At 56.7% G+C, this 7,924-nt stretch carries 5 protein-coding genes; 1 reads left to right on the top strand and 4 read right to left on the bottom strand.

All coding sequences use genetic code 11. From position 1 onward, the window contains the following. Positions 1–35: 35 nt before the first annotated feature. The 4 genes from ACODS3_RS14490 to ACODS3_RS14505 are packed head-to-tail and all read right to left on the bottom strand — an operon-like array spanning position 36 to position 6,612. Positions 36–1,202 carry a Wadjet anti-phage system protein JetD domain-containing protein gene (locus ACODS3_RS14490; protein ID WP_489034893.1) on the bottom strand — a complete coding sequence of 389 codons (1,167 nt, stop codon included), beginning with the start codon at positions 1,200–1,202 and terminating at the stop codon, positions 36–38. Continuing rightward, the gene (locus ACODS3_RS14495; RefSeq protein ID WP_489034895.1) at positions 1,189–4,641 is read right to left on the bottom strand and encodes an SbcC/MukB-like Walker B domain-containing protein; all 3,453 of its coding nucleotides are present in this window, start codon (positions 4,639–4,641) and stop codon (positions 1,189–1,191) included. The genes ACODS3_RS14490 and ACODS3_RS14495 overlap by 14 nt, the downstream gene beginning before the upstream one ends. After that, on the bottom strand, positions 4,598–5,200 hold the full coding sequence (locus ACODS3_RS14500) for a DUF4194 domain-containing protein (RefSeq protein WP_046482107.1): 603 nt from the start codon (positions 5,198–5,200) through the stop codon (positions 4,598–4,600). Before ACODS3_RS14500 ends, ACODS3_RS14495 begins: the two co-directional genes overlap by 44 nt. Continuing rightward, entirely contained in the window at positions 5,200–6,612 is a 1,413-nt protein-coding gene (locus ACODS3_RS14505; RefSeq protein WP_489034897.1) for a Wadjet anti-phage system protein JetA family protein, read from the bottom strand. Before ACODS3_RS14505 ends, ACODS3_RS14500 begins: the two co-directional genes overlap by 1 nt. Before the next feature lie 96 nt (positions 6,613–6,708). Here ACODS3_RS14505 and ACODS3_RS14510 point away from each other — a divergent pair, with 96 nt between their 5' ends. Continuing rightward, positions 6,709–7,554: a WYL domain-containing protein gene (locus ACODS3_RS14510; protein ID WP_301279513.1), complete on the top strand. Its 846-nt coding sequence runs from the start codon at positions 6,709–6,711 to the stop codon at positions 7,552–7,554. The last annotated feature ends 370 nt before the right edge of the window (positions 7,555–7,924 follow it).

Below are 7,924 nucleotides of genomic sequence, written 5' to 3' on the forward strand. Positions count from 1 at the left end.
CTTTCCGCCCGCATATGTGGAAGATTCGCAAATTCTCAAAGGGGTAAAAAAAGTGTTTGGCCTTCCTGCTCAAACAGCAATGGGCTAATCCGCGAGGCTAGCTCGATCCATCCTGCTCGCTCTGCACTCTTGACCATAGAGCGATGCTGGTCAGACTTGGCTGGTTCGCCGATTTTTTCCCATTGCGATGCGTCCATGGACCACGGTTTGAGGTGACGCTCGACTGCAGATGCAAACTGCGCCACCCGTGCAGCAATCCGGAAGCCGCCCTCGTCGTGGTCGCCCCAGTGGTAAACGCTAGCATCAGTCGGGAGCGACGAAAGTATATGGGAATAGGCCCTGCCCCAACTGGGCGAAGGCATGCCTGCTGTATAGATGACAATTCCTTGCCGTGTATTGCCAAGTGCGCGCGCGGCCTGGTGAAAGGTAGTCAAGTTTTCGATCGATAGCAGCCATGCTGGAGTACCTGAGTAACCATGTACCGCTGTGTTTGCCACTCCTACGAACGGACGGACAATCGGGCAATCAATACCGTCGGAGAGTCTGAGCGCTCCGATGCCTGAGACCAGAAACGGCTGCGGTTCTTTGGAAAGTCCGATAGCGCCAAAGACTTCACTCCAGTGCCTTGCCGGCGCATTCAGCGCTTCGGACGTGAGTAGATCCAGATGCTTGCATAGCGCTTCAATACGCTTGGAGTCGCGGAACAACTGAACGCTGAGCTGGCGTACGATGCGGTCCTCACTCGCGACGGCCATGCTGTCGAGAACGCGCAAGGCGTCAGCAAAGTCTGCAGCGGAGTTTGGCCCTAGTGATCGCACCTGTTTAAGACGCCTCCAACAATCGAGCAACTCTTCCACCCGACCATTCATGCTCCATGGTGCAAGGATGTTCCCCGCTTGAGCAACGGACGCATTTACGGTGGAGCGGCCCAGGTATGCCGCCAGCCTGTCGAGGTCCTGGAGTACGACTGCATCAAGAGGGCGGTCATCTCCACCCTGTCTGGCCCATTCAAGCCTGATAGCGCCCGCCGACGAGGCTGCTTGCATGTGAACGTGCATCCGGTCACGCTCGTCCAGGCTCTGCTGCCAGTAAGGGGAGAGAGAGGACTTGAACGACTCGCGAAGGACTCGGGTATTTCCGCTTAGCCGGGAGCGCTCGCCCCGCAAGAGGAGTCGATCAAGTACGGAGTCAGCCAGTGACATTGTCGGCCTCGGCAAGACGATCAATTTCCTGCTGTAGCAGGTTGGGGTTGACGAAGAAATTGTCGCTCTGTAACAGGTCACGGGCGCCGTCAAGCACTATATTCTTCTTGAACTGCACATTCCGCGACCCGAAGCGGGACATATCGTAATAGATGCTCAGAAACGACGACAACTTGGCCTGGTCGGATTCGGGGCCGGCCATGATTAATTGCAGGCCCAGCGCGTTGAGATATTGGACCGTGGCTCGGACGTTTTGCGGATCCATCTTCTCGAATGCTTCATCCAACAACATGATCCCGCCGCCAGCTGTACTTCCCTTGGACTTGCCGTAGGCGGCCGCGAGCGCCGCCCCGAAAATAAGGTAGACCGGAGTCCGATGCTCACCGCCAGATGCTGGCCCGAAGCGTTTACTGAGCCATCCGACCGAGGTGCCATCTTGGAAGACCTCAATGTCGTAGCTGAAGAATCGGCGGTGGTCATTGAGTGGGCTGGTTTCGTGCAGCAGGGGTGAGCTGCTGTCTCCTTCTACCAGCATGCGGAACTCATCCGGGATATCTCCAGACCCTCCAAAGAGGTCATCTTCTGAGCTACCCTGTGTTCTCACTCTGCGAAGAAAGTCGTAAAGACTGCGGTGTTCGTCAACCACCTTGTGTTTGAACTCATATCGTTCATTGTTCGAGAAAGCGGGTGCCGACTTCAGTACCGATGTGAGACCGTCAATCTGTTCTTGAATGCGGTCGAATCCTGTGAGCAGTGTTTGTGCTACGTCCGTGCGGAACACCTTCACTGCCGCCTGGTAAGCCTCTTCGGCTTTTTCCTCTTGCTCGGCCAACTCCAAGTCCTGCAGTCGCTGCCGTTCGGCCAAGATGAATTCGAATGCGCGCAACCAGTCGCCACTGCTGACGTCGATGTTTTGAAGGTTGTAATCCCGAGTGTAGTTAGCAAACAGATACCATGCATCACGGTCCGCGTTATCGGCTGCCGAGCGCGCCTGCTGGAGTGCACGGTCCAGACTGGATAGCTTCTGGGCCCAATTCTCCCTGTGGCGTTCGTCCAGTCTGGCGCGGTGGCGCTCCACTTCGTTCGCGTTGTAGAGTGTGTTCTGACGACATTCTCGCTCTCGTAGCGATTCGACTTCTAGTTGCTGTTGCAGACCCGCCACTTGGGTGTTTGTATGCGTCAGCTTCTCGCCGAGACGGGTAACCTCCCTAGTCCACTGCAATTCCTTTTCTCGGGCGTTGACCGCGTTGCTGTCAGCCGCTGCTTTCCTCGCCTGCAATCCGGCCAGGGAATCAGTCTGTGTGCTTTCGAGCGCAGACCTCAGATTCGCGGCCGCGCCAGCCGTTTGGGCTACGACCAAAAACTGGCTCTCGAGGGTGCCCTGCAGCACCGCTGCGTCCGCGAACGGCGCCAGCTTTTGCTGACCAGCCAACAGCCGGTCTACTGCAGCAGTCGTTATTCTTAGTCGCTCTTCTACCATCTGGAGATCCTGTTCGGCCCGTTGGCGCATCGCGCCACTATCAGTGCGGCCGAGCCGTAGCTCGCCTGCACCCGGGAGGCGCCGGCGTTCTATGCCGCCGCCCGAACTGGCCATGCCTTCCTTGGAAATTGCCTTGGCGCCAGCACGAAGCTGCTCATTCGATTCGGCCAGCACCGTACGGCCAAGCTCGCCCTGCAGGTATTGCACTGCCTCTGTGCTCTTGCCCTGGATTAGCTCCGCCGCATATTGCTCATTGCCCATAGCACGCCATTCACGGGTACGGGACGGTAGGGCCAACTTTACGCCGTAAATGCCGGTGGCTGCCTTGCTGCGATAGATGGCAATCGCATCAAGCTCTTTCTCAGCAGGAACTAGCAAGGCCTCAATGTGCCGGCCCAGCCAGGACTCGATGGCGGGCTGCCAGCTGGGGTCCGAAACAGTTACCAAGTCACAAACGGGAGTAACGTCGATACCCGCATCGGAGAGCACACCCATCAGTTGCATCGTAGACTGATGTAGAGACGTAAGTCCGCGACTGGCACGTTCACGGGCGATCATCGCCTCGCGGCGTTTTTCAGTCGCAAGCTTATGCTCTGCTTCGGCCTCCGCTACCGCGCGGCGTACCACATCGTAGGCCTGAGCCATGGAGCGAAGGGTAGCCTGAATCGCAACTGCTGGAGGGACCTTGCCGTCATCGTGTATACGCTCCAGGTCTCGCACCTGCGAAGCCGCTCCTTCGAATGCACTACGGTGGGCTTCCATGTCTGGCAAGTCGGCGGCTGTACTCAGCGCGGCTAACATAGCGAGGAACTGCAATCGAAGTTGAGCTTGCCTCTGTCCAAGCGTTGACTCCAGTTGCTTCAGATTCTCAGCATGGCCAGCTTGTTTGCGAAAATCGGGATCGCGGTTGAGCTCGGCAATCACCCGGTCTCGTGCCTCGATAGCCAGCGTTGATTCGGCCTCGGAGCGAACCAACTCCAGCTTCGCCCGCTCAATCTCTTCAGCCAGTTTCTCTATTTCCGCCTCGGCAGAGTCCAACGTTTCGCCTAGCCGTTCGGTGGAGTAAGTGTGCTTGAGTACTGCCAGATTTGCGTCGGAGGTGCGCTCGCGCTTGACTACCCCGTACTTGTCGGCAACCTCGGTTGCACGATCGATTCGCTCCTTAAGTCGCGTGATGAGATCGCGTAGGTCACGGACCTCGTCCAGGCGGGCCCGAAACTCTTTTACCCCCGTAGGCATAGGCTCAATCAGGTGTTGCCGCAGTGTCTCGCTCAGATCGGTGATGTCCTCATTGAGCTTGAGTGAGCGCGCAAAGGCGGCACGAAGAGACTGCGAATTCGGTTTGTCGCCGGGCCCCGCCAAGTGATCGATTAGAAGGCGTCGGACGAAGTCGTCGCGGTTCTGGGTGAACACCGGCACGGTCTTCGCTTCGAGCCGACAAAGATCGGTCGCCATGTGTTGAAAAGCACGCCACGGCATTACCGTCTCACGCTGACCTTCAGTTTGCAGGTGGTGCTTCGCAGTCATTGCGACGCCGGGCAGGATGTAGAGGCCGTTAACCTCTGCCTTCGGATCGTCAATGTGAGCACTGAGGGAAACCCCCGCAGTGAAGGGGACTCCGGTCTTGGCATCGCGAAACACTAGGTCCACGTACGTGTTTGCGGACGTTCGGGCGTAGGAACTACCGCCTGGAATGTAAGACCCGAGACAGTAGTCCCGCAGCGTACGGGAGCGCTTCTTACCTTCGCTGGCCGCATTGAAGTGCGTGCGGTTGCCGTCGGCCGCAAGCATGACCACTTGGATCGCATCCAGTAGGGCGGACTTGCCGGTACCGTTGGGGCCCAGAAAGGCGGTGTTGATGCCGGTCTCCAGGTCCTTTGCCTCGTAAAGGAAAAACTGGACCAGGGCGATGTTCTCAAGCAACTTCAATGTCGTTCTCCCCATCCAGTTCTGGCGCATGCGCGGCCAACTGATGCAATGCGCTTTCCCCCAATACGTCAGCGATTCCAGGACGAATCGCAATCTTGAAGGGCTGTCCGTCCTCGGAGTCCAGTACTCGCACCAGTCCATAGCGTCTTAGGGCAACGGCCAGTTCGCGCAGATCACCCCGCTCGGGAAGCTCCCGACCGAGCCACTCCTTGTAGGCGCGTTCCAGTTCTTCGAGGGAGATATAGGCCTCGCCGTCAGTGATCTCCGCTGACTGCATCCGGTCGTCGTAGAGGCGACGTAGCACCAGCGCCAGACGGGTTTCGCTAAGGCGCATTTTCTCGGCAACCTGGTGGGTTGGAATAGCGGCTACATAGGAATGGTGATGATTGTGTATCAGGCTCATGCCCAACTTGGACAAGACGTCTCGGTATGCCGTGAAATGCTTGACTATCAAGTGATACGACACACGGCTAAAACGGTCGCTGGCATATAGCACTTGCTCCACGATTAGCCGATAGGCCGCTTTCTCGAAGTCGGCAACCACGTACTCACCTTGCGTCTGTTCTGACAATCGCTCCCAGCTGACCATCACTTCCTCCCCACTCGAATCACGAACTGTTGATGCTCCATGTATTCATTCCTCGTATTGGTTTCGGGCACGAATGTGACGTGCATACCCGGAACCATCTGCAGGTGGGGATCCGACTTGCGTTTGCCCTGAGGACAACCGTCGCGTGAGGCAATCAGCAGCAGTCGCTGATAGCAGCAGAGATCAAGGATCGAATCGATATTCAACTCATCCGAGCGGATTGCGCTCTGGTCGCCTAAATGCCGCGCCACGTATTGGGCCAGCTTCAAGGGCGTGACGTTGCGATCAGCGTTCATCCGCTGCCGGAGCGCTTCCTTGGCGAGCTCCTCGATGGTCGGGACGATCTCTGCGACCGTGGTCGATACATGCTCTCGCAGCGGTGTGCGGGGCTTAGCTAAACCAAACTCGGACGCGTGATAGATCCCTGCGATGCCAGGTAATGCAATATGGCCTTCCTCCAATACCTTCGCGGCACTGATGGCCTGGTCGATCAGCTTGTCGAAGTTGCCCGGTGATCGCAGCTTGTACTCGAAGAATGCCATGGCGCGCTGATGCGCCACGCGAATCTCTTCATCCAGCCGACGCAGATGCTCCTCGACATCGCGTAAGCGCAGAAGCAAACGGGTGTCCCGTTCGTACAAGGCTTCTGCTCGCAGGAGGTCACCATCTGCCTGCTTCTCGGCATACCACGTGATCAAGGATTGGCGCAGATTGGTATCGTGCTGGAACTGGAGTGTCAGGCTGACGATGTCCGATCGGTACTGCAGTGGATGGTTATTGGTGCGGAAGTCGCTGTAATCCGCAATGAAAACTTTCTCGATGTATTCCTCAAAGAAGCCTCGAACGAACTCGCTAGCTGTGGTCTTGGTCACGAGTACGTCCATCAAGTCCTGAACGCGGCAGCTGGTGTTGATGATGTGCGCCATGCACTGCTTGGCCTGCCGGGCGGCCTCGGGATAGAGTTCGGGGGCCTTCCCGGCAGAGACCTCGCGTAAGTTGAGGAAGATTGATCGAACCTTGCCGCCAAGGAACTCGGGCTTGTGGTGAGCAAATTCGGTCAGAACTGTGAAAAATTGGGCGACGACTGGCCGCACCGTGACGTGATCGATGACACCACGGCGACGTTGGCTGAGCCATCCGCTCTCGCAAAAAAAGTTGAAGATGCCGTGGGCGCGGATAGTGATAGGACTTTCCACGTCCTCCCATGGATCGTCCGCCACCAGGAAGGACTCAATGGCGCGAATTACTGTTGTTTTGGGAGCTTCTTCACCGGGAGAGCGTCCGCCATCCCCCCACATTTCTATCATTAGTCGGCATAGAAGATCCCAATAACGTAGATTGTTGGTCGCTGCTAAGGGCCGGAATAGGTCCTTGGGTAGGCGCTCAAAAAGCGGTGGCGTGCAGGCGTCCATTTCCAATGCCCCGGTTTGATTTACTCGGATAACCGCAGCATAGGTCTATTGCTACATCTATGCTATGGCTCTAAATGTTCTCATTGGTTTCCGGATATGACCCGTCGCAACTCTGCTCCAAAGGAGCGCTTTGAAGCTATCGAGATTCTGCTCCTCTGGGAAGGGCGCGTTTCGCGCTCCCGACTGCTTGACCTGTTCAACATCCACGAGACGTTGGCCAGCCGGGACATTGCGGGGTTTCGGGCAGAGTATCCGGATGCTTGCGAGCCCGATAGTGGTAGCAAGAGCTATGTGGGTTCTTGGAGCCTACGTCCTACACTCACCCGTGGCACTTTCGATGAGTACCAGAGACTCATCGGAGCGATTGGAAGCCTAGATGCAGTATCCGCAGGTGTGGCGGTTGAGAGCATTCAGGTCGATGCCACATCGATCCGGCACCCGCTGTTCGCTCAGATTCACCGTGCAATGCGGCTAGGACGCTGCATCAGAGTGCTCTATCGCTCCATGAGTAATCCTGAAGCACATGAACGAGTAATTCGCCCGCACTCGCTTATTCAAACGGGACCGCGGTGGCACATCCGGGCGTACTGTTCGAAAGCCGAGGCATTCTGCGATCTAAATCTTGGCCGAATTTCGGCGGTAAGTGCATCTGAAGACGCCGTCCTCCCAGGGCTGGATCGAGACGTAGATTGGCACAGGATAGTTGCAGTGCGTCTGGTGCCACACAGGGATCTGTCGGCCGAGCAGGCCCGTATGGTCCGTGAGGAATACATGGGGGGGACTGCAGCAACGGTTTTTAACGTCCGCGCCCCTATCGCCAAGTATTTAATCCAATCCTTCCGAGCGGCCATCGATCCTGAGCGGGAGAGGGCTCCAGAACATCTGCTCATGGTCTACCAGCCCGAAGAGTTGCCTGCGGTGGCCGATATTCGTCGGTTGTGAGTTGACTGGTGAGCGGGGGAGGTAGGGACGTCTTTTCGGGGGGACTCATACCCTGTTGATCCTGTGAAAATGACACTGCCAGCTTGATGATCGTTCGTCCATTGTCTATGGGTAGAATCCAATAGCCTTGCTTAGAATTAGCCCTTTTTCGCTCTTGAAACACCCCGAAAACAAGTCCAGAATTGAGTCTTTTCCTGCTTCGGCAAGAAAAGAAACCCCTTAGATTTCAATGGGTCGGACGCCAGATGCGAGTCTCGTTTCCCGCTCCAAGATTCAGAAAAAAGCCACTCAGATGAGTGGCTTTTTTTTTGCCTGTTGTCCCGTCCTGAATAAGGTTTACACCTTCTGACCTTTCCTCAGGAGGATTCAA

The sequence above is a fragment of the Pseudomonas sp. FG43 genome (assembly GCF_057809175.1).

Coding starts and splice junctions, on each gene's coding strand:
- ACODS3_RS14490 (WP_489034893.1), bottom strand. CDS start 1,202: ATGTCACTGGCTGACTCCGTACTTGATCGACTCCTCTTGCGGGGCGAG.
- ACODS3_RS14495 (WP_489034895.1), bottom strand. CDS start 4,641: ATGCGCCAGAACTGGATGGGGAGAACGACATTGAAGTTGCTTGAGAAC.
- ACODS3_RS14500 (WP_046482107.1), bottom strand. CDS start 5,200: ATGGTCAGCTGGGAGCGATTGTCAGAACAGACGCAAGGTGAGTACGTG.
- ACODS3_RS14505 (WP_489034897.1), bottom strand. CDS start 6,612: ATGGACGCCTGCACGCCACCGCTTTTTGAGCGCCTACCCAAGGACCTA.
- ACODS3_RS14510 (WP_301279513.1), top strand. CDS start 6,709: ATGACCCGTCGCAACTCTGCTCCAAAGGAGCGCTTTGAAGCTATCGAG.